The organism is Veillonella sp. T14073-2, assembly GCF_002959875.1.
In the GTDB taxonomy this organism is placed as follows: domain Bacteria; phylum Bacillota; class Negativicutes; order Veillonellales; family Veillonellaceae; genus Veillonella; species Veillonella infantium.
In genome coordinates, this window is sequence record NZ_PPDC01000014.1 from 116,750 (window position 1) to 138,771 (window position 22,022).

18 protein-coding genes are annotated in these 22,022 nt (G+C 36.9%); 13 read left to right on the top strand and 5 right to left on the bottom strand.

Features of this window, described 5'->3' with window-relative positions:
* Positions 1-163: 163 nt before the first annotated feature.
* From VCHSUH04_RS09780 to VCHSUH04_RS09805, 6 genes are all read left to right on the top strand, one after another.
* Positions 164-4,921: an SMEK domain-containing protein gene (locus VCHSUH04_RS09780; protein ID WP_105086413.1), complete on the top strand. Its 4,758-nt coding sequence runs from the start codon at positions 164-166 to the stop codon at positions 4,919-4,921.
* A gap of 248 nt (positions 4,922-5,169) precedes the next feature.
* Positions 5,170-5,580, top strand: coding sequence for a hypothetical protein (locus VCHSUH04_RS09785; protein ID WP_105086414.1), 411 nt, complete (start codon positions 5,170-5,172; stop codon positions 5,578-5,580).
* Between the two features lie 8 nt (positions 5,581-5,588).
* On the top strand, positions 5,589-5,912 hold the full coding sequence (locus VCHSUH04_RS09790; protein ID WP_105086415.1) for a hypothetical protein: 324 nt from the start codon (positions 5,589-5,591) through the stop codon (positions 5,910-5,912).
* A 30-nt stretch (positions 5,913-5,942) separates the two neighbouring features.
* Positions 5,943-6,407 carry a GNAT family N-acetyltransferase gene (locus tag VCHSUH04_RS09795; protein ID WP_199176444.1) on the top strand — a complete coding sequence of 155 codons (465 nt, stop codon included), beginning with the start codon at positions 5,943-5,945 and terminating at the stop codon, positions 6,405-6,407.
* 34 nt (positions 6,408-6,441) lie between these two features.
* Complete coding sequence (locus tag VCHSUH04_RS09800; RefSeq protein WP_105086416.1) at positions 6,442-6,861, top strand: GNAT family N-acetyltransferase; 420 nt, start codon at positions 6,442-6,444, stop codon at positions 6,859-6,861.
* 164 nt (positions 6,862-7,025) lie between these two features.
* Complete coding sequence (locus VCHSUH04_RS09805) at positions 7,026-7,520, top strand: GNAT family N-acetyltransferase (RefSeq protein ID WP_105086417.1); 495 nt, start codon at positions 7,026-7,028, stop codon at positions 7,518-7,520.
* A gap of 132 nt (positions 7,521-7,652) precedes the next feature.
* Here VCHSUH04_RS09805 and VCHSUH04_RS09810 read toward each other — a convergent pair whose 3' ends face one another.
* From VCHSUH04_RS09810 to VCHSUH04_RS09825, 4 genes are read right to left on the bottom strand one after another with little or no spacing between them, the layout of a single operon-like run.
* Positions 7,653-8,753, bottom strand: a complete 1,101-nt coding sequence (locus VCHSUH04_RS09810; protein ID WP_105086418.1) for a metal ABC transporter permease — start codon at positions 8,751-8,753, stop codon at positions 7,653-7,655.
* Positions 8,750-9,613, bottom strand: coding sequence for a metal ABC transporter permease (locus tag VCHSUH04_RS09815; RefSeq protein ID WP_105086419.1), 864 nt, complete (start codon positions 9,611-9,613; stop codon positions 8,750-8,752). Before VCHSUH04_RS09815 ends, VCHSUH04_RS09810 begins: the two co-directional genes overlap by 4 nt.
* A complete protein-coding gene (locus VCHSUH04_RS09820; RefSeq protein ID WP_005378256.1) occupies positions 9,610-10,341 on the bottom strand; it encodes a metal ABC transporter ATP-binding protein in 732 nt (243 codons plus the stop codon). The genes VCHSUH04_RS09815 and VCHSUH04_RS09820 overlap by 4 nt, the downstream gene beginning before the upstream one ends.
* A gap of 31 nt (positions 10,342-10,372) precedes the next feature.
* A complete protein-coding gene (locus VCHSUH04_RS09825) occupies positions 10,373-11,314 on the bottom strand; it encodes a metal ABC transporter solute-binding protein, Zn/Mn family (RefSeq protein ID WP_105086420.1) in 942 nt (313 codons plus the stop codon).
* A 505-nt stretch (positions 11,315-11,819) separates the two neighbouring features.
* On the opposite strand from VCHSUH04_RS09825, the gene VCHSUH04_RS09830 reads away from it, so the two are divergent.
* The 6 genes from VCHSUH04_RS09830 to cooS all read left to right on the top strand — a co-directional run bounded on the left by VCHSUH04_RS09830 (position 11,820) and on the right by cooS (position 19,952).
* Positions 11,820-12,197, top strand: a complete 378-nt coding sequence (locus VCHSUH04_RS09830) for an energy transducer TonB (RefSeq protein ID WP_105086421.1) — start codon at positions 11,820-11,822, stop codon at positions 12,195-12,197.
* A 10-nt stretch (positions 12,198-12,207) separates the two neighbouring features.
* Positions 12,208-12,555, top strand: coding sequence for an energy transducer TonB (locus VCHSUH04_RS09835; protein ID WP_105086422.1), 348 nt, complete (start codon positions 12,208-12,210; stop codon positions 12,553-12,555).
* A gap of 186 nt (positions 12,556-12,741) precedes the next feature.
* A complete protein-coding gene (locus VCHSUH04_RS09840) occupies positions 12,742-14,355 on the top strand; it encodes a PAS domain-containing protein (RefSeq protein ID WP_105086423.1) in 1,614 nt (537 codons plus the stop codon).
* Between the two features lie 344 nt (positions 14,356-14,699).
* A complete protein-coding gene (locus VCHSUH04_RS09845) occupies positions 14,700-16,328 on the top strand; it encodes a phosphoenolpyruvate carboxykinase (ATP) (RefSeq protein WP_105086424.1) in 1,629 nt (542 codons plus the stop codon).
* 136 nt (positions 16,329-16,464) lie between these two features.
* Entirely contained in the window at positions 16,465-17,370 is a 906-nt protein-coding gene (locus VCHSUH04_RS09850; RefSeq protein WP_105086425.1) for a LysR family transcriptional regulator, read from the top strand.
* 389 nt (positions 17,371-17,759) lie between these two features.
* Complete coding sequence (gene cooS, locus VCHSUH04_RS09855; RefSeq protein WP_105086426.1) at positions 17,760-19,952, top strand: anaerobic carbon-monoxide dehydrogenase catalytic subunit; 2,193 nt, start codon at positions 17,760-17,762, stop codon at positions 19,950-19,952.
* Between the two features lie 168 nt (positions 19,953-20,120).
* On the opposite strand, the gene VCHSUH04_RS09860 is transcribed toward cooS, so the two are convergent.
* A complete protein-coding gene (locus tag VCHSUH04_RS09860) occupies positions 20,121-20,906 on the bottom strand; it encodes an MBL fold metallo-hydrolase (RefSeq protein WP_105086427.1) in 786 nt (261 codons plus the stop codon).
* Positions 20,907-21,067: 161 nt separating this feature from the next.
* On the opposite strand from VCHSUH04_RS09860, the gene VCHSUH04_RS09865 reads away from it, so the two are divergent.
* Positions 21,068-21,667: a TetR/AcrR family transcriptional regulator gene (locus VCHSUH04_RS09865; protein ID WP_105086428.1), complete on the top strand. Its 600-nt coding sequence runs from the start codon at positions 21,068-21,070 to the stop codon at positions 21,665-21,667.
* Positions 21,668-22,022 lie beyond the last annotated feature (355 nt).

The window sequence follows — 22,022 nt, forward strand, 5'->3', positions numbered from 1 at the left end:
GCCTCCTATGTTTTTGGTAGGAGGCTTATTTTAATGACTGGTGATTGATATGTTATGTAATTGTGGACTAAAATGGCGTTAGAGTAATAATTTTGAATCTTATTGTTATTATAATAAGATATTCTGATAAAGTGTTAGTTTTATAGAAAAATTAGAGGGCAATATGTTAGAATCAGCAGAACGAATTCAATATATTAATGATTATATTGTAAACTATGAGAATAATATCAAAATATTAAATAAGTTAGGATTATTTGATAATGCTACTCTTTTTGAGCTGTTTGCTATTGAATGTACGAGTCTTTGGTTTGGGCAACGTTTTTTTAATTTGAATAGTACTAGGGGAAATTATCCTTATGTTGATCTTATCTCAGAGAATGCTGAAATTTTTGTACAAGTTAGTACTAATCAAAATATACCAGAAAAAATTAAATCTACACTTGAAAAAATTCGTGATAGTAGTGATGTTAATATAGATAAAATCAAAGAAGTTTATTTTTTTGTATTGGATAATTCTTCTATTTCAAATGTAAAAGACTACTCGAATGATAACCAAATTGGTAATATATCGTTTTTAAAGGACAAACATCTTATTACAACAAAGAGTATAATAGAAAAAGCCAAAGTCGATTTGGATTTTCAAAAGAGTCTTTATGAGCTGTGCGTTCATGAAGGTAATACGATATCGGTTTGTGTAACGAGTCTTAAACAAGCTATTAATGATAGTAAATCATTGATTGAGAATAGTATTGATGATTTAATTGCAGGTGAATATGAGATTAATAGATCAGAGATACTAAGTGAAATGAATGAAAGTGCAGCTAGATTTATTTCAGTTCAAGGTGTTGCTGGATCCGGAAAATCTGCACTATGTAAAAAGTTTCTTAAAGATAAAGATCTTGTTTTATTTGCACGCGCTGAAAGATTTATAGAAGCTAGCTCTCTTGACTCTATTTGGAATCTTAATTTACAAGATGTATTCCGATATACAGCCAATAAACGAATTTATATATATATTGATGCACTTGAATTTATTGCTGATGCACCAAAATCAAAACAGGATCTTTTATTTCAGCTTTATAATAATGCAGTTAATTATGAACATGTTTATATTATCACATCGTGTAGATCTTCTGATAAGAATGCATTCTTGAAAATTGAAAGTCATTTTTCGATAAAAAATATTGGACTTACAGTGCTGGAGAATAGTGAGATTAATGCAGTTGCTAGCAAGTATCCTGTAATTATGGGGGTAAAGGCGAATCCTGTATACGGGCAGATTTTAAATAATCTCTTCTATTTAAATTTAATTGTTTCGAGAATAGATGATAAAACAGAAATTGAAAATATTAACTCATTTAGAAGCTATATTTGGACTGAGATTATATGTTTGGGTAGAAATAATGTGTACCCGCAAATCAAGCCTACTGAAATTCGTCAAATAATAGAATATATAGTGCTTGAGCGGGCAAAGCGCTTTTCTTCTGGAGTATTAGTGGATGAATTAGATTCTAGAATTGTGTCAATTTTAGAATCTAATGGGGTAATAGTACGTAATTCAAATAAAATTCGATTAAAATATGATATTTTTGAGGATATTTGCTTTGAAAGACTTATTGATAATAAGTTTGATCTTTGTAAAGGGCAATATGCTGATTTTTTCACGTCTATAGAAGTTTTTGGAAGATGTGTGTATAGAAGGTATCAGATATGGGTGGAAAATAAGCTGTTTACTCGGGATAATCGAGGAAAGTTTTTATACAATTTGCTTTATACTGATAATATTCCAAGTAAATGGAAAGATCAAACGATAATAGGAATTTTGAAATCAGATTTTTGTAAGGACTTTTTTAGTGAGTATGAGGATACTATTAATGGAGAGCTTTTAACACGTTTTCTAAAGCTTGAAAATCTTTATGCTTTTAGTACAAAAGTAATTAAACTTTTACATAATAATGATTATGCAATTTTATCTCCGTTTGGTATAGGTAGAGAATGTCTTATTAGTTTATTATTTACTACAAAAAAATATAAGAATGAGGCATATAAAGATGAGATTATTAAGCTTTGTGTAGACTATTCTAAAATCGGTCAGTTTAATTCGATAATAGCACAGAATGCTTGTGAGATATTGGAGTATTATATTCAAAAAGAGTTAGAAGGTGCTGAAAAACAATGGGATTTGTTACACGTTGAGTTAGTTAATAACCTATTATCAGCACTATATTTAATGGCAGATTATGCTATTTCATGGATAAAAGCGTTTTGGGAACAGATTAGTGAAGCTTTTATAAAGAATGAAGATAATTCACTTGGAAGAAATTCAACTGATTTTATTGAATATACATTAAAAAATACAACGCCTCGTCTTGCAATTTATTTAGGTGCAGAACTATGCCGATTAGCAGATATATATTGGTTAGAGCAAAGAAAAATGAAAAGGAGGCCTAGATTTTTAAATCATAGATCTATAACTGAATCTGAAGTGTGGGGATTATCAGAACAGGCGGATTCATATTCATATACATTTAAAACAATTTCTCAGAATATGTTCTTACATATCCTTGTGAGATATAATTTTAAAGTAGCTTTGAGGTGGATTATAAATTTAACTAATCATGTCGCAAATTCTGTATATGAAAAGACGCCAAATGAACTTTCAAAAATAAAATTATATATACCTGATATAATCGATAAAGAGTATCTTTTTTCATATAAATTTTGGCTTGTTGGAACACAAGAAGGTGGGATTCATTATCTAGTTGATGATGCACTTTATGTTCTTACAAGAAATATTATAGAGTTGTTAAATTCTAATCAATGTGATGATGAAAGAAAAAAAGAGTTTTTGCAGTTTATCAAACAGGAAATATTAAAAAATGCAAATAATGTAATGATGTTAACGGTTATTTCCTATGTAGGCATTTATTGTAAAAAACTATTGCCAGGATATTCACTAGAGTTATTAAGTAGTCTTGAACTGATTGTTGCTGATACGAATAGAGTTGTATTATTTGCTCCAAATCCAGTAAAGATTTTGCTTGAAAAACAAATTTTGCAAACAATGGGAATTCCTGATTTTGAAAAAAGATATCCTATTGATAAGAATCTTCTTTTATCATTACAGGAGTATATGATTCAAATACAATTAATAAGTAGTAGTCAGGTTGTTGAGCAGGCCCAGTCTGTATTAGACTATCTATATTCTTTATATCCAAATAATAAAGAATATGCTAAAGAAAATTTACAGGTTCAAAAGATGGATCTTAGAAATGTATCGATACGAAGTGTTGAAAATAATCTTATAGAAATTCAACCAGTCGTTGTTGGTGAAGCAAAAAAAATCACTGATGATAATGATAAAACTCCTTTTATTGTTGAACAAAGAAAGTTAGAGCATATTATTCAAGAGTGTAATGAAAAAATGCAGACAAATTGTTTTGACCTCGCATCATGTTTAGCTCAAATAAAAGTACTAAGGTCATTACAACATACTGCCACAATAACGACAGAGATAGAACAGGTATTGGTTGGGCTTATAGCATATTCATTTGGTTTTGATGAGATGGATGAAGAGTGTAGATCGAAATTTTGTCAGATTTGGATTGAGGGTATTGAGAAATTATTTAATGGTGAATCGTTTATTTTTGATATATCCCTGTCAAAAGTGTTATTTACACAGATGGAACATACTCTTAATGATATTGTGAAGGAGAGACTATCCCATCTTATGGTTGATTGTATTCTTTACAGAGGCCATCATGGGATTATCAATGAAATTTCTACTCAGCTTAAGCATTATTTAGTGACTAATAAGGTTTTAGCAAAATCCATGTTTAATACTATTGTAGAGGTTTCTGAAGATGAAATGCGAAGATATTTGTATAATGCTGAGCAGGTTTGTCTTAAGGAGCCATCATATAAATATTTTCCAAATATGCAGAAACCTCCTACTTGGATAGAGAGAGTATGTGAAACGAATAACATTCCTTTATATAAAAATAAACGTAAAGAAATAGCTGAAGATTTTTTAATAAAGGGGTTACAAAAAGATTATTCTAGCTGGACGATAGATAAGTGTGAAATAGGAACTCTTTGTTACGCTATAAACTGTGGTCTTGATTTTAACGATAGTGATTTTGTTTTGGTTTTTAGTGAACTCTTTCCAACCATGATTGGATGCTGTAAAATTCGAGATCATTATGAATTTTTAGATTATTCTTCTAAACATGAAGTGATACATTTTTTAGCACAATATCTGACAACTCAAAGGAATATAGAACCTGCACTTACAATTATGTTTGATTCTGTTGATTTTACAGATATTACTAATGATGGAGTTGAGGTATTTGTTGAGATTGGCTCTTGTTTTTTAGCATCTTATTTTGACGGATATACAAATATAAATATTCGTCAATTATTAAAAAGTAATATTTTGAAAATTGAAGAGCGTATTTTAACTTTACCGGAAGGATGGGTAAAGCAGCAGTTAACTGAAATGTTGCTTTTGACTTTTCCAAAATATACTATGAAGGATTGGAATGAACTTCAAACTAGTTACTCCTATGCTGATAAAATGTTTCTTGTAGAGATTTGGTCTAGATATGGGCATGAACACTTTATAGAACTAATCAATATAATATATCAGTTACATATTACAGAGCTTTTACCTGAAATCCTCATACCTATACACGAAAGTATAAGGAATCTTGAGGCGGGTAATAGAAAAGAGTTGCAACAACAAGTAAATGCAGTTGAATCAACTCTAAATATGATTATTACAAAAGCATTTTTGGCATTTAGTGATAAAATAAAGAGTGATGCTGAATTGATGACTGCCTATGAAGGGATATTGGAAGTGTTGGTCTCTCTAAGGATTGAAGAAGCTGCAGTGATACTTGATGAATTTAGAATTCACTAGCTTTTATATTTAAAATTAAATTATAAGGATAAAGTTTATTTTACAAAAAGACTATTTTCGTAATGATTTTAATATTGGCTATATAAGTACTTATGAGCTTATTGATTACTATTAAGACTGTTTATTAAGTAGCCTAAAATAGATAACAATATTTTTATGCTTTTATAATTTCTCCATTAGTAATGATTTAGATTTATGTATTTTAAGGTTTAAAGCCATTCCCTATGGCGATATAACTGGAGATAGCTATGAAAACGACAAAATCTTTTGGCGAGTATCCAAAATATTCGCTCCACGATGCAAGGGTCCAAAAAATAGAACATGAAGATGATAATTTGATTCTTACTTTTGAGTACATTTTCTCTTATGAGAATGGTGTTGAACAAACTCATAAGGCTCAAGTTGTGTTTGAGACGTGCGATATAGATGATTTAGAAATTCTCGTCTTTAATAGTACAATATTAGATACTTTCACAGGTAAAAGAATTGAGTTGCCTCAGTATCAGCAGGAGTATAGTGAAAGTGAATTCGAGGTTATTACAGAGACCTATAACTGGGGGCGAGCTGTGCTGCAAGGTTGGTTGTGGACCGAAGGAAATCCCGTACACTGTATAATGAACATATACTTTAAAGGTGATATGGTATATGTAGTTGAATGAGGCCGGAAATGAGCGATTTAGACTTTACTATTTGCTGTACAGTTACTTTCTTCACCGAGAAGAGGAAAACTCCACCGAATTTGAATAATGGAAAGTATTGCCCTCATCTTGTTATAAAGGGTTCTGAACAGCTGTTAGGTGTAAACTTTATTGATGGTGAGGATGTTACCTTTGATCAGCCGATACGAGCTAATGCGTTGCCACTGTATGAAACTGTAGATTATTCTGCTCTACAAGCAGGTACTGAGTTCTTTATCATGGAAGGCGGAAATATTGTTGGTGAAGGGGTTGTAAAAGAAATTTTTCAACATAAGCCATATGGAGAAAAATAATTATAGAGTATTATATCCATTGGAGTTTATATGATTAAAATTATTGATGGCAAGCCGTATTTAGATCAAGTAAAAGAGTTGATCACTGAGTATACGCAGTGGCTTGGTCGCGATTTGTCCTTTCAGAATTTAGATAAGGAATTAGCAGATATAGCAGAAAAATATACGGCACCAAATGGTGAATTATTGGTTGCTATTGATGATAATGATGTCGTGCTCGGCATGGTGGCGTATTATCAGCATAGCGATATCCGTTGTGAAATGAAACGCCTCTATGTACGTCCCGAAGGGCGTGGTCATGCTCTCGGGGATCGTCTGATTGAAAGTATCATGGACCATGCTAAGACTTCTGGATATAAAGAAATGGTGCTAGATACAATTGAACCGTTGCAAGCAGCGATTTATTTGTACAAGAAGCATGGCTTTACTGAATGTGATCCGTATTATCATAACCCTATGGACGATGTTATCTATATGAGCAAGGAACTCGATTGATAGAGCTATCTTGGGATTCATTGGAGGAGCTTTTATGGAGATTACATATACTGAGGAGCGAAATTTTACATCCCAGCAAGTAGCAGATTTATTTCTGTCTGTTCGTTGGGTAGTAGGTAAATATCCAGATCGTCTGCACAAGGCTCTCATGAATTCCTCTCGTGTGATTAGTGCTTGGGATGGCGACCGTTTGGTGGGTCTTATCCGCGTCATGGATGATGGCGAGCTTGTATGTTTCATCAATTATGTGCTAGTTCATCCCGATTATCATGGCCGAGGTATTGCAGGTCATTTGCTAGAAATGGTGAAAGACGCTTACAAGTCTTATTTGTACATCAATGTTATGATTGGTGATAGCAAGAATGCACCATTTTACGAGAAGCACGGCTTTAAGGTGAAAGAGAATTCCTTACCAATGCAATATCGTAATGTACCGAAATATACGGAAAAATAATTGCTGAACAATCTATATGGAAAGTAATTATATGGAAAGTAATTATATGGAAAGTAATTTGTGAGACTATTAATATAAGGCTACGCATCATTCATTGAATGTGTAGCCTTTGTTTTATAAACGGTATATACTAAAACCGATATGTAAATACGATGGAGAAAGATATGGATATATTAATACGAAAAGCGACAACTGCTGATTTAGATTTAGTGACACGTATAGAAGCAACTTGCTTTCCTCCTGCTGAAGCGGCACCTCGTGAGGCATTTAAGGAGCGCTTAGACCATTATGCAGGTCAGTTTTTAATTGCCTTTGACGGCGATACACCGATTGGTTTTATCGATGGATTTGTAACGGATGATGAAATCTTAACGGATGAGATGTTCGCTGATGCTTCTTTGCATAACCCCAATGGCGCATGGCAGATGATATTTGGCTTAAATACAATGCCAGAATACCGCAATCGCGGTATAGGTGGTCAGTTAATTGAGGCGTTCATCGACCTTGCGAGAGAGGAAAAACGTAAGGGTGTAATTCTAACCTGTAAGGAAGAAAAAATCCCTTATTATGCCAAGTTTGGTTTTGTAAATGAAGGTGAATCAGAGTCTGATCATGGCGGTGCCAAATGGTATCAGATGCGCGTTCAGTTCAACAAATAAAATAAGCTGAAATCTTTGCAGTGCATTGATTTCAGCTTATTTTGTTGGGAAAAATATTAAGTTTCTACAATTCATTTAATTAGACTATACGGATTTGCTTATCTTTGTGTATTCCAAAATCCATATGGATCATTAAATGATTTCTTTAACTTGTGCCACGCCTTTATCGGTCAGCATATAGTACCCATTTGTTACATATAACAAGCCTTGCTTCTTAAGGTGTGATGCGGCTTGGTGTGTATAGTCTGGCTTCCAGTTCAAGTGTTCGTGAATAGTACCGATACCGTTTTCAATGGCCGCTACAGGTGTATTCATATGGGTGTAGATATGGCAGAGCATCATTGTTTCTCGATAGTGACGACGCAAGTGGCGTTGGCGAAGATAGGTTGCGATATAGCCCGTCTTTGGCGTGCAAATAACGGCAATTAATAAAGCGACACCGATCGTCGTTGCGATAGCACCTGCAATGGATACATCTAGGGTGAAAGCGACTTCTGTACCGATGACGGCACAGATAATGCCGATGATGATACTGCTAGTGAGCATGGCTTTCACAGAGTCCGTCCATAAATAAGCGATAACCGCAGGTCCAATCATGAGGCCGATAACGAGGATGGCGCCTACCGCTTGGAAGGAAGCCACTACGGTGAGGGATACCATGGTCATGAGCACGTAGTGGATAAGGGCGGGCATAAAGCCAAAAAGCCCTGCCAATAGTGGATCGAAGGTGGATAGCTGCAATTCCTTGTAGAAGAGCATAACTAATACGAGGTTGATGATCGCTACCCCAAGGGAAATCCATAGTGATACAGGACCTAAGTCGGTACCGTTTACAATCCATCTGTCGAATGGAGCGAACGCGATTTCCCCTAGAAGTGCCGTATCTACGTCAAGGTGCGCATTGCCGCTATAGAGACTGACGAGTATGATAGCAATGGAGAAGAGGAGCGGGAAGATGATACCAATGGACGCGTCTTCGTTGACGAGGCCTGTGTTATGAACCATCTCTGTAAGCCATACCGTTCCTACGCCGACTAAGGTGGCCCCTACTAAAAGCAAGGGAGAGTTTAAGTCTTCCGTTACAAAGAATGCGAGCACGATGCCCAGGAATACGGTGTGCGTAATGGCGTCGGCCATCATGGACATGCGGCGCAACACGAGGAATACACCAGGGATAGCGCACGCGATGGATACTGCAATAGCGATGAGTAAAATCTCTGTATGTACTGTCATGGGGCACCTCTTTTCCGGAATTGCCACAACATGCCTCTATTAGGTGCAAAAATGAGGCTTAACAGTACGATAACCGACAGAATGACGATGATCGCAGGTCCTGTAGGCAGTTTTTGTACTGTTGTACTCCAAAGGGTACCGCCCATAGCAGACACCATGCCGAAACATCCTGCTAGTATACACATGGTACCTAGCTTATTTGTCCACTGACGGGCTCCTACGGCCGGTGCAATGAGGAGAGAACTGATTAAGATAGCCCCTACTGATTGAATGCCGATGATGATGGTCATGATCAATAGTGAACGATATAAGATCAACGTAAATGTGACGGGAATTTGCAGTGTTTTGGCGTACTCCACATCGAAGGATATGAGTTTTAGCTCTTTCCAAAATAAAGCTGTTAAAACGATAATGATGAGCGCTGCTGCTGATGTGATGTACACATCGCGGGCTAATATGGTGGCGGCCTGTCCAAATATAAATTTTGAAAGCCCCGCCTGACCTGCATTGTTTAGACTTTGAAGGTAGGTGAGTAGAACCATACCAAGACCAAAGAACGCAGATAGTATAGTAGCCAGAGCGCCATCGAATTTGATTTTGCTGTTTTCTACGGTGACGGTAATGAGCCACGCCGCAGTGATAGAGGACAGGGCGGCACCTATAATCAGTACTTCAATGTCTTTTATGCCGGTCAGTAAGAACGCAATGACTACACCAGGTAGTGCCGCGTGGGAGAGGCCATCACCGATGAGGCTTTCCTTGCGCAGTACTGCAAAGGTGCCTGCAATACCACTGGCAAGGCCCAAGAGCGCTGTGCCGAGCAACACCATCTGCGTCGTGTAGGATTGGAGTATGGTCATACAATCCTCCCCTTGCCGTAGGTGCGCTCGATGGCTTCGTCTGTAAAGGTATCTACTACGGGGCCATAGGCAACAGTTTGCTTATTGACCATCGTTACCCAGTCGAAATACTGAGGCACCGTATTTAAATCGTGGTGTACGACAATAACCGTTTTGCCCCGCGCTTTCATTTCTTGTAAAAGTGAAATAATAGCGTGCTCCGTTGTTTTATCGACGCCCTTGAAAGGCTCGTCCATGAGGTAAATATCTGCCTCTTGTACGAGAGCTCTCGCGAGGAATACACGCTGTTGTTGTCCCCCTGAAAGCTGACGGATTTGCCTATTTACATAGTCGCTCATGCCCATTTTTTCAATCATAGAGAGAGCCAGCTCTTTATCCTTTTTACTTGGTCGTTTGAACCAACCTAGATGACCATAGCGGCCCATAAGTACAACGTCTAATACGGTAGTAGGAAAGTCCCAGTCTACGCTGCCGCTTTGAGGGACATAGGCGATTTTCTTGTAATCCTTTTTGTCCATCGCTAAGTGGTGGTCGATATAAAACTTAACACTACCTGAGATAACTGTTAATAGGCCTAACATGGCCTTTAATAATGTAGATTTACCGGCCCCGTTAGGGCCGACGATGGCCGCTAAAGAACCGATGGGTACCTTCATATCTACGTCCCATAATACGGGTTTTGTCGTATAGGCTACGGTCATATCTTCAACTTCAACGGCCCATTCCATGGAGACCTCCTTTTGTTAATTTTGTTTCCTGTTATTTAAGTGCTTTGGCGATGGTATCGATGTTAGCTTTTACCATGCCAATATATGTGCCGCCTTCAGTGCCTTCAGAACCGAGGGAATCGGAGTATAATTCGCCACCGATGGCAACATTCCAGCCTTTAGCCTTAGCTGCTTCTTGAACGGCTTCAATTGTTTTGTGTGGTACAGAAGATTCCACGAAGATCGCTTTAATTTTGTGATCTACGATGAATTGCACAAGCTCATTCACATCTTGTGTACCTGCTTCTGTAGCGGTACTTACACCTTGCAAACCTTTTACTTCAAAGCCGTATGCGCGAGCAAAGTATTGGAATGCATCGTGAGCTGTTACTAGAATGCGGGATTCCTTAGGAATAGATTCTGCTTGTGCTTTGATATACGCATCTGTTTCATCTAATTTAGTGAGGTATGCATCATACCGTTTTTTGAAATCCTCTTTGTGAGCTGGATCTGCTTTCGCAAGACCTTCATATACAGCTTTGGCAGCTAGTTTCCAATTCGCTACATCGAACCAAATATGAGGGTCTTTAGTTTTCACGCCATCTTCTTCGTCAAAGTCGAGTAGAGTAGCTGGATCAATAGCGTCGGATACGCGGATAGTAGCTTTATTTTGTTTTGTTAAATTGTCAAAAATAGAACCCATTTTACCTTCTAAGTGAATGCCGTTGTACACTACAACATCTGCCTTAGACATAGTTGTTACATCGCCGGCGCTCGCTTGGTAGAGGTGAGGGTCTACGCCGGGTCCCATAAGACCTTGGACGGACACATGGTCACCGCCGATTTCTTTTACTAAATCCGTTAACATTGTCGTTGTGGCAACGACGTTTAATTTTTTCTGACTATCTGGAGCGGTGTCTTTACCACAGCCTGCAAGGGCTAATAACATAAGTACTAATGATAAGACAACTAATACGACTCGATTGAATTTCATAATAAACCTCCTTTTTATAGTTAGTGAATTTAAAAACTTTAGTTATCTTGTTAATACAAAAATGATGTAATGATAATGTAGAAAAACCAATATAAATAATTAAGAATACATAATTAACAGATAAAATGCTTTGAAAAGGTGATTTACTACCCTGATTTAAACAGAAAAATAGCCGCTACTAACGTAGCGGCTATTGGCAGTTATACGTTCGTCTGCTAGGGTCATGATCCATTAGTGGATGAGAGCTTGTAGATGGTTAGGCCCAACGAGGGCAACGATACCAAGTACCATCATGACCTTCATTTGAATACGCTTTCTACGTCTCATGATGAACCTCCTTTGTGTAATTTTTTGTCATATCTACCTGATATGTAAGTCCGATCAGTTTCGCTATATTGAATATAGCATAAATGAGAAAAATTATCAACAATAAAATGCTCTTTAAATATTCATCTTTATTTAGTATGATATTATGCATAGATACGAGTTAATAAGGAGGCTTATTATGAATAAAGTATTCAGATTCACTGCGGCGGCTTTACTTGTTGCATCTTTTGGCGTATTAGGTAATTATACGGCTGATGCGGCTAAGTTCTTAGAATCTCCACGAGAAGTGGATATTGTAAAACCTGAGTTGCCTGAGATTCCTCAAACAGCTACGGTCGCACCTAATATGCGTGTACGCTTCTTGATTGATAAAAAAGGGAATGTTAAAAATGTATTTGTAGAACGTTCCTCTGGTTATGCTCCAGTTGATGAAGCCGTAAAAAAAGCAATCATGCAGTGGAAATTCACACCTGCTATTGGGGTGGATCAAAAAGCTCATGAATCTATTATTGGGATGACAATTACTCTACCTAAACAAGCTGTAACAGCTAAATAAGGAGAATATGATGAATAAAGTGTTGCGTTGTACTTTGTTGAGTGCGTTGTTTGTAACTAGTATGGTAGCTTCTGTGTTGGCAGCTCCATTTCAACTTCCTGTAGCGATATCTACACCGTCCTTAGATCAAATTAATATTGCTGGTTATGGTGGCGCAGCTCATAGTGCTGATGTGCGTTTTACCATTAATGAAGATGGCTCTGTAGGAGATATAGAAGTCGTAAAATCTAGTGGAATCAGTGCTCTTGACGAAGCACTTGTAGAAAAGATCTCTACATGGCGATTTAATCCTGCTACTGATTCTAATGGGAATCCAGTAGCATCCTCTAAAACAGAATATATTGATTTTAATAACTAATAAAAGCACCCGTACATGTGTAGTGACCTCAAAAAGTTAGACTCTTTAGGGCCGTTACAATGGTATGGGTGCTTTTTTGAGAAAGTTTCATAAAATAATAAAACTGTACCTATAGCTACTGAAAATAATTTTCAAAATGATATAATGGATTTATAATCATCAATTAACCCTTGGAGGTATATAGATATGAATCCATTAAAACAAAAGCTAGATATTAACAATGAACGTTACAGAATTATTGTGTCTATTAAAGAAGATTATTTAGACGGCAAATTGTCCTTAGAAGAGGGCAATCGCATTTTGAAAGAAAAACTAGGTACTTGTACGCCTGATGAGTTTGCTTATGCAGAGCAAAGTTTAAAAGGTGTTTACAAGGATGAAGAAATCCTAGATAAGATGGATGATTTATTGAACTTGTTTGATGGCGTATTAGTTCGTGCAGAAAATGAGTATCCTGAAAATCATCCGTTGTGGGTGTACTTAGAAGAAATCAATGCTGTTGAAAAGGTCGCTCTTGAAGCAGACGGACTATTAAAGCAAGAGAAGTTTATCAAGAACCCTTGGCTTGGTATCTTTGATTCTTTAGCGCAATGGAGAACGCATCTGTCTCGTAAGCAAAATCAACTGTATCCAATGTTAGAGGATCATGGTTTTGACCGCCCAACACGTATTATGTGGACCTTTGATGACGGTGTGCGCGATGCTATCTCTGCATCCTATGCTTTGCTACGGGAGGATAAATACGAAGAATTCTTAGCGTCTGTACCAGAAACGTTAGAGAAGTTACGCGATTTGAACTCCAAAGAGTTAGAAGTACTATTGCCCACATCGTATAAATTGTTAAGCGATGAAGAGTTTGTGCGCATGAGCAAAAATGATCATGAAATTGGTTATGCTATCATTGATTCGCCAGGTTTATATGTAGTGCCAGGCATCAATGATTCTGCGGCGCAACTAAATGCAAATAACTCCGGTCAAAATGGTGTATCTAATGAGTTCCTAAATGATTTGGCCGGTCTATTATCCAAATATGTTGGGCCTGTAGGAGGTGCAGCTGTAAATAAGGATGCTGTTCTAGATGTAGCTACTGGCAAATTGACATTGGAGCAAATCAATTTGTTATTCCGTCATCTGCCTGTAGATTTATCCTATGTAGATGAAAATGAACTCGTTAAGTTCTACAGCGATACACCGCATCGCATTTTCCCTCGCAGTGCCAATGTTATTGGCCGTGAGGTGAAAAATTGTCATCCAGCGAAGTCTGTTCACATAGTAGAAGAAATCGTTGAAAAGTTCCGCTCTGGAGAACAAAGCCAAGCTGAATTCTGGATCAATAAACCGGGCTTGTTTATCTATGTTATCTACACGGCAGTGCGCGATGAAAATGGTAAATTCCGTGGTGTACTAGAAATGATGCAAGATTGTACGCATATTCGTGAACTTGAAGGTTCTCGTACCTTGTTGACTTGGGATAAAACTGACTTTGTAGGCGATAGTAGCAAAGAAAAATCATTGGCTCAAGAGGCTGCAGAGGAGGTAGAGGAAGAACCGTTAACAGCTGATGCAGATGGTAAATTCCATATCGACGCAAAAACAACTCTTTCTAATTTGATTAAACAAAGTCCTGAGGTGGTAGATTATTTAATTTCTTTAAATCCTAAATTTGAAAAATTGAAAACACCTATGGTAAAAGTAATGGCTAAGGTAGCAACCATCAAGATGATTGCAGAGCGCGGTGATTTTGATGTAAATGATTTGATTGGTAAAATCGACGCATTCATTAATAAAAATAAGAAATAATTGAACTTTTACATGTGAAAGAGGCGAGGTCTTAGGATCTTGCCTCATTTTATTTTGTTATTAGTATTGTGCAGTGACTATGAATATTGAATCATATGTGGTTTACCTTGGTCGGAGCGTTAAGGAATGATTAGTTATCAATTTTTGTTATTAGAGATGTGTTGCACTAATTCAAAATAAACATACATTAATTTCTTATAATTCATCTGTTTTGTGTATACAAATTTGTCTGAAAAGGGTACAATAAAATATAATGAAAGTATTTGCCGAGGCAGTATTTTCTTATCTTAAACTACTTTTACAAGAGAAATTACGTATATATTAAAGGTGAGGATCTGGATACTATGTCGACAAGACGCGTTTGGAAGCAAAGTGAAATTAAAACAAACCCATTATTTTCTAAGATGCGCAGTACTATTGAAACTGCATTTTATGGAAACAATGTAACGCCTATTACATCTGTGGCACAAGCGTATCAATTTGCCACTGAAGAGCCAGGTGTTATCGTCCTCGATATGCCTGTATATAAACCATGCGAGCAAGGTTTGCCAGCTGATGCAAAGGTAATAGTTACAAACGATGGTAAAACTACAGGTCGCTATGCAAAAGCTCGTCGCATTATTGGCGATGAAGGCATTGACGAAGTGGAACTTGCTAATATTGCACGTGATGCAGTCTATGATAGCCGCGATAAAGAGTGGATTGCTGCTCAAGCTATTGTTGGTCTTGATAAAAAATTCACCGCTCGTGCTCATTTGATGATTCCAAAAGACCACGCATCCATTTTGTACTCCTGGATCATGAACTTCAAGTTCTTTGATGCAGCTGTAAAAGAATTCTACAATGATAGTGTAGAAATTCCAGAAGGCGATATTTATATCTATTCTGATCCTGACTATGTAGTGCCAGGTCATCCAGGTGGGCTTGCTATTTTTGACCCAGCTCATAACTGCGCTATGATCCTTGGTATGCGCTACTTCGGTGAGCATAAAAAAGGTACCCTTACATTGGCGTGGTCCTTGGCGAACCGTTTCGACTATGTAGCATGCCACGGCGGTATGAAACGTTACAATCTTGAGAATGGTAAAAGCTATACAATCGGTGTATTTGGCTTGTCCGGTTCTGGTAAATCTACATTAACTCATGAAAAGCATGATGGTCGTTATGATATTTCTATCTTGCATGACGATGCGTATATCATCAATACTAATGACTTGAGTTCTATTGCTCTTGAACCTACATATTTCGACAAAATGCAAGACTATCCTGTGGAACATCCTGCTAATGAATTCTTGTTGACTCTACAAAATGTTGGCGTAACTATGGATGAGGATGGCCGTAAGGTTGTGTTGGCAGAAGATGTGCGTAATAATAATGGTCGCGCTATTAAATCTCAATTCTGGACAGATAATCGTGTAAACTACGTAGATCAACCAGTTAATGCCATTGTATGGCTCATGAAAGATAAAACTTTGCCACCAATCCTTAAAATTAATGACCCTGTTTTGGCATCTACAATGGGCGCAACACTAGCTACACGTCGTTCTACTGCTGAAAAGCTCGATGCTCACGTTGATCCAAATGCACTTGTTATAGAACCATATGCAAATCCATTCCGTACATATCCATTGGTTCGTGACTATGAAAGCTACAAAAAATTGTTCTCTGAATGTGGCGTACAATGCTACATTATGAATACAGGTTTCTTCTTGGAAAATAAAATTCCTAAAGAGGTAACTCTTGATTTATTGGAACGTTTGGTAGAAGGTACATTGGACTTCAAACCGTTCTATAAATATGAAAACCTCTCTTATGTTGAGGTTCCTGGTTTTGAACCACCATTCCAAGTGCGTGAATACCATCACCAATTACACAAAGCGTTCGAGTTCCGCTATGACTATGTAGAAAAACTTATTGGTCATAAAAATGAATTGCCACAAGAAGTATTGGATGTATTAAAAACTCTAATGTAATATATTGAGTCAGTTTAATTTCTGTCTTAAGATTATTTAAAACTTTAAAGAAAGGGCCCTCCTTGTGGAGGGTTCTTTCTTTTGTGGTAATATATACTTATGATAAATCAACAATGTTTTGTTATAAGGTGTTTTTATGGATATAAAGGATATTAAATATATAAGTACCATCGTTGAGATGGCATCATTTTCAAAGGCGTCTAAAAAACTATATATCTCTCAACCTGCATTGAGTCAAAGTATTCGTCGCATTGAGGCTGAGTTAGGGGTGCCTTTATTTGCTCGAGATCGGACAAAGGTTGTACCAACCGCTGCAGCCTTACAAATTGCTAAAGAGGGTATGCCTTTAGTAGGAAAGGTAGAGGCTTTAACGCAGTCTATCATTAATCAAGGGTCTGACGCGGCTTATCATGTGCGTATTGGATTATCTCAATTCTATGGTCACCATATGTTAGGTAAAACATTGAAGAGCTTTCAACAAATTGAGCCATCCTGGGAATTTCATGTAGTAGAAGGGGAGTCCCATTTTTTGGAGCAACAAATTTGTGATGGATTAGTTGATGTAGGTTTATTTCCAACACCAATTTACTCTCAAGCTCTTGAAAGTTATCCTGTGTTAGATGAGCAAATTTTATTAGCTGTTAGTGTAGAAAATAAAAAAGCTATAGCTATTGCTGACTCGCTCATGACACCGAATGGAATACATGAGATAGCACCATTTGGGTCTTTCCCTTTTATTCTCATAAGAGAAGGCCTTAAGTTACGAACTTTGGTAAATCGTCTATGTCAGGCTGAATCCTTTGTGCCAAAAGCTGTTATTGGTTCTGAAAACTTAGATACCTGCCGTTCTTTAGTAGAAGATGATTATGGTATTACTTTCTTGCCGAGTACACTCAATAGTAAAGGTGATGATGATAAAGTTAAATTCTATCCTTTAGCATCAAAATTATGTTTCCGTCAATTAGTTCTTGTAGCGAGATCGGATAGAGCAAAGCGATTCCATTTGCCCGAAGTAGCTCGAATTATGCAACAATTCTTATAAATTATACAGATAGAATATTGGCGAATTTAATACTATTATCGAATAATAATTTGGATACATAAATATATAGATAATGTGTCATATAAATAAAAGAGGTTAATTCCTATAATTTTCGGGAATTAACCTCTTTTGTTTTATGAAAGAAATCTGAAGTGGTTGAATTTGATAAATGTTGTTAATATAATGGTTTATAGGTATAAATGGGTCAAAAATTTCTCAAAATGTAATTGACAAATGTCCTTTCAGAAAATATACTTATAGTAGTTTAAAACATATTTAGTAGATAGGATTTAAAGTCCATCATTATGGTGGAATTAACTTGAAATAAATGTAGAATATGTTTTCTTATTATTGTTAGCTGGCCTACGTAGGCCTTTAGGAGGTTTATTATGAGTAAAGATGTGGAAAACAAAAATACCCATGACCATAGCCATGGCGAACATCATCACCATCACGATCATGACCATCATCATGACCATGATCATTGCCATTGTGGCGGTCATCATCACCATCATGGTCACGATTACGATCATCATCATGACCACGATCATGAACATGGTCACGACCATAGTCATGGCAAAGCGCTACCAACGGATAAATGGGTGCCACACACTCATGAACCAGGGGTACCTCATGAACATGGCGTAAATGACTACATGAAAGCCGTTGCAGAATACCGTAAAACATGGCCTACAAAACAAGATGTTATCGAACAAACACCAGATCCTGCGGTACGAGAAATGATTCTTCGCATGGAACAAATTGGCTGCGATACAGTATTTGATCGTTTCGATAAACAACAACCACAATGTACATTCGGTATTGCAGGCGTATGTTGCCGCATCTGCTTCATGGGTCCATGTAAAATTACACCTAAGAGCCCTCGTGGTGTCTGCGGTGCTGATGCGGACCTTATCGTAGCTCGTAATATGACACGTGCTGCTGCAGGTGGCTTGACTCAACATGGTGCGCATGCTCGTGAAATCTTGATTTCTTTGAAAGCTGCTGCTAATGACCAATTAGATATTCCAATTTTGGGCGAAGAAAAAATCCGTACTGTATGTAAGGCTTTCAACATCCCTGAAGAAGGTCGTTCCTTGAAAGAGGTAGCTAATGATTTAGCTGATGTATTGCTCGAAGACTTGAGCCGTGCATTGCCTGGCGAATATAAAACAATTACAGCGTTAGCTCCTGCTGAACGTCGAGAAGTTTGGAAAAACTTAGATATCTTGCCTATTTCCGCATACAATGAAGCATTTGATGCATATCATCGTACATGCGTAGGTACAGATGGCGATTGGGAAAGCAACATGAAACAATTCTTACGTTGTGGTCTTGCGTTCACATTCACAGGCGTAGTAGCTGCCGACATCGCAACAGACGCATTGTTCGGTCTTGGTGGTCGTCGTACTTCTAAAGTTAACATTGGTGCCTTGAAAAAAGGTTATGTAAATATTGCTGTTCATGGTCACTTACCAACATTGGTTTCCCAAATTTGTAAGATTGGTGCGTCCGAAGAGTACTTAGAAAAAGCGAAAGCTATCGGTGCTAAAGGTATCCAATTCTACGGTATCTGCTGCTCTGGTTTGTCCAGCATGTATCGTTATGAAAATGTTATTCCATTGTGTAATGCTATCGGTGCTGAACTTGTACTTGGTACAGGCGCGCTTGATTGCTGGGTAGCTGACGTTCAAGACGTTTACCCTGCTATCATGGACGTAGCACGTTGCTTCAACACAAAAGTTATCACTACATCTGATGCAGCTCGTTTACCAGGTGCAGAACACATCGGTTACGATCATCATCACACTAACTTGTCTGAAACAAAAGAATTGGCTCGCAAAATTTTGGATCGTGCCCTTGAAGCTCATGAATTGCGTAAAGGCATGCCTGTATACATTCCACCATACGAAATTACTGCAGAAGTCGGTTTCTCTCCAGAATCCACTGTTAAACATTATGGTTCCTTCAAACCATTGGCAGAGGCTTTAAAATCTGGTAAAGTTCGTGGTATCGTTAACGTAGTAGGTTGTTCCAACCCTCGCGTTATCTACGAAAAAGCTACTGTAGATATCGTTGATACACTTATTAAAAATGGCTGTATCATCTTAACAAATGGTTGTGCATCCTTCCCATTGATGAAACTTGGTTACTGTAATACAGATGCTAACAAAAAATGTAGCCCTGCATTGCAAGAGTTCTTAGGTGATGATCAACCACCAGTATGGCATGTTGGCGAATGTGTAGATAATGCACGTTCCTCCGGTATTTTTGCTGGTATCGCTGGTGAATTAGGTCTTAACTTACCACAAATGCCATTTGCAATGTCTAGCCCTGAATGGTCTAATGAAAAAGGTATTGATGCATCCCTTGGCTTCCGCTTGATGGGTATTAACTCTTACCACTGCGTTGAGCCACCTACACAAGGTTCTGATGCTGTTACAAAATGGTTGAAAGAAGATACTAAAGACATCTTAGGATCTGTTATGTATGTAAATACTGATCCTGCTAAAGTAGCTGAAAAAATCTTAGCAGATATCGATGCTAAACGTGCTGCTTTAGGTTGGGCTGAAGTAAAATAGTTTATCTTTTGATAGATTATAATTTGTAGTTAAGTACAAAAACACCCTCTATAGATCTTGCAGTTATTATGACTGCTAGACTTTAGAGGGTGTTTTTTATTGTTTGTTGATAGATTTTTAGTAGTGTTGTATTAGCTGTAGCCTAGTATGCTAATTATTTTAGGACTATTAAAGTGCGATGGTTTCGCCGTCTTCAGGCACTGCTACATGGCTTTCAATGTTGTTGCCTTTGATAAACTTGCGCACATCCTCACGGCTTGTTGCTGTGTGATTAACTGTATCCATGTGAACCGCAATGATTTTTGCCTTTGGTTTGCGTACCACCATGCGGCCAATATCTTTTGTACCCATAATAATACTATCTTCAAAGCCTAAAACTTGAGCATATCCAGTGTTCATAATAATAACGTTAGGGTCGAAATGATGAAGTGCTTTTTCCACATCGCTTGTCCAAATCGTATCACCTACAAGGTACACAGTTGGTTCATTTAATGTTTCGAAAATTACGCCCATTGCATCACCGGCTAATGCTGCTAGATTAGGGTTTGCATACATTTCTATTGTGCCGTGAGAGCCACCTGTTTTTGTTAATGTAATGCCGTTAAAGTCCACACTTTCAAAAATGATGCGCACATCATTAAAACCTTGAGAGCTGATGAGTTTTTGATCCGCTGAATTTTGTACAAAAATAGGAAGTGATTTTGGAATAGCATTAATTGCCGTTTCATCCCAATGGTCGAGATGTGTGTGTGTAACTACCACTGCAGTTACATTGCTTAATAGATTGTCCATTGATAGAGATAAATCAACTATAGGCATTCTTTGTTGATAGTTAAATGTTCCTTCAAAACCAGGATAACTATCCTTTGGTGCTAAAAATGGATCAATAAGGAATGTTGTATTTTTTATTGTTAATTTTCCTGTAGCATTTCGAATGTGAGTATATTGTGTCATAGTTATCTCCTTAATTAAATTATTGTCGATTTAATTGAATAGATTATTATTTGTAATCTCTAGAACTAGTGTACCTTGTTTTGTTATACTAGTCTCAACAATAATTAACACTATGTTTATTAATAGACACATTGTATAAAAGTGTCTATATTGGAGGTTATATGATAACTCGAAAAGAAATGACACGTATGTTGTTAAAAGAAGGCTTGCTTAGTTGTTTAGCAAACAATTCTTTTGAGTCTGTAACAGTAACATCGTTGTGTAAAGCTTCGGGTATAACTCGTTCTACTTTTTATTTACACTATAGTAATATCATGGAAATTGTTGATGATTTAGTGGATGATGCAATCGCTTATTCAAAGCCAGGAATGGTAGATAACAACAATTTACAAACCATAGCTAACACCTTATCAGCTGCTTCTAATTCTGTTTCGTTGAGAGAAGCATACGATTCTATTTTTGATAGATTGCCTTTATGTCAGCGTATTATACGACATAAAAAGTATTTACCTTTATTTTTAGATGAACAAATTTCAGAATATGTATTACAACGCATTATAGAACGTGAAAAAGATCGGCAAGGGCTCGTTATGGCAAAATCTCTTGGCGTTTCGTTTGATGTGGGGGTATCCGTTTTTGTATTTTTAGTACACGGTCTATATGCTGTTAATAAACAATATAAGTGGTCTCAGAGCGATGAGTGGTTAGAAGCTCAGAAAATTATTTTTGAACTAGTTTATCGTGGATTACAAAGTAGATAGAATTTATACACGTTTATATTTTGAGATTCATTAAAGTTTTATACAACGAAAAAAGGACTCCAACTGGAGTCCTTTTTTCATGTAAGGGGAGTGTTAGTATTAATATCAAATGAACCATGTATTTAAACAAGTAGTAGGTTTGGGGTTAGTAATACTTGTCGGGAGATAAATACACGTATGGTAACCAGGGAATTGTTACCTCTATTTATCATTTGACATTGTCATTATAAGAACAAAAAATGAGTTGAAAATGAAATTTTTTAAGAAATTTCTTTTAATTTCTTGAAAATCTAAAAAAGATAATAATTAAGTTTAATTATTGTTGATAAATATGGGGAAATTTTGGTATTATATA